General features: G+C 68.5%; 2 protein-coding genes. One reads left to right on the top strand and one right to left on the bottom strand.

Going from position 1 to position 891, the window contains the following annotated elements:
* On the top strand, nucleotides 1-555 hold a 555-nt coding region (locus NS365_RS23220), incomplete at its 5' end, for a glutamate--tRNA ligase family protein (RefSeq protein ID WP_244498548.1).
* A gap of 4 nt (nucleotides 556-559) precedes the next feature.
* On the opposite strand, the gene NS365_RS23215 is transcribed toward NS365_RS23220, so the two are convergent.
* On the bottom strand, nucleotides 560-891 hold a 332-nt coding region (locus NS365_RS23215; protein ID WP_193753534.1), incomplete at its 5' end, for an AEC family transporter.

Raw genomic sequence — 891 nt, 5'->3', positions numbered from 1 at the left:
TTGAAGGGCTTTGCCGCGCTCCATGAGGAGCGGGAAGGCCGTCCCTGGCCGCGCGACCCGGACGGCGCGCCGATCTATCCCGGCCTCGACCGCGACCTGACGCCCATCGAGCGCCGCGCACGCATACGCGATGGCGCGCCCTTTGCCTGGCGGCTCGACATGGCGGCGGCGCTGGCGCGGCTCGAAGGGCCTCTGAGCTTCGTTGAAACCGGCAATGGGTCCGAGGACGAGGTTCTGGCCGAGCCCGCGCTTTGGGGCGACGTGGTTCTGGCGCGCAAGGACCTGCCGACGAGCTATCATCTGGCCGTGACACTGGATGACGCGCTTCAGGGCGTCACCGATGTCGTGCGCGGCTGTGATCTCCTGCCGTCCACGTCGGTTCATCGCCTGCTTCAGGCACTGCTTGGCCTGCCCGTGCCGCGCTATCACCATCACGAGCTGATCTTAAGTGAGGACGGGCGCAAGCTTTCCAAAAGTGATGGGGCGGCCAGCGTGCGCGCGCTGGGCGAGGCCGGGCTGACGCCGGCCGATATCCGGTGCATGGTCGGGCTCTAAGCGCTCAGGCACCCGTCATGACGGCGATCCAGGCCGTCAGGGTCAGGGCCGAGACCACGGTGGTGACGACGATGACAGTGGCCGATAGACCCTCGGCGGTCTTGAAATAGGTCGCGAAGAGATAGGCGTTCACCCCGGTCGGCGAGGCCGCGGCCACCACGGCGACGGCCAGCCAGAGCGGCGGCAGAATCAGCGAGCCGACGAGAAACACCACGAGCGGCTGGATCAGGAGCGAGAGCGCCGTGATGACACCGGGCGCTCGCAGCGCCCCCCGGATGGGATAGCGCGGCAACGAGAAGCCGACCGCAAAGAGCGCGACCGGCCCGGCAATGCCGC

The sequence above is a fragment of the Aureimonas ureilytica genome (genome assembly GCF_001475935.1).
GTDB lineage: Bacteria > Pseudomonadota > Alphaproteobacteria > Rhizobiales > Rhizobiaceae > Aureimonas > Aureimonas ureilytica_A.
This window is presented reverse-complemented; position numbering and strand designations above follow the sequence as displayed.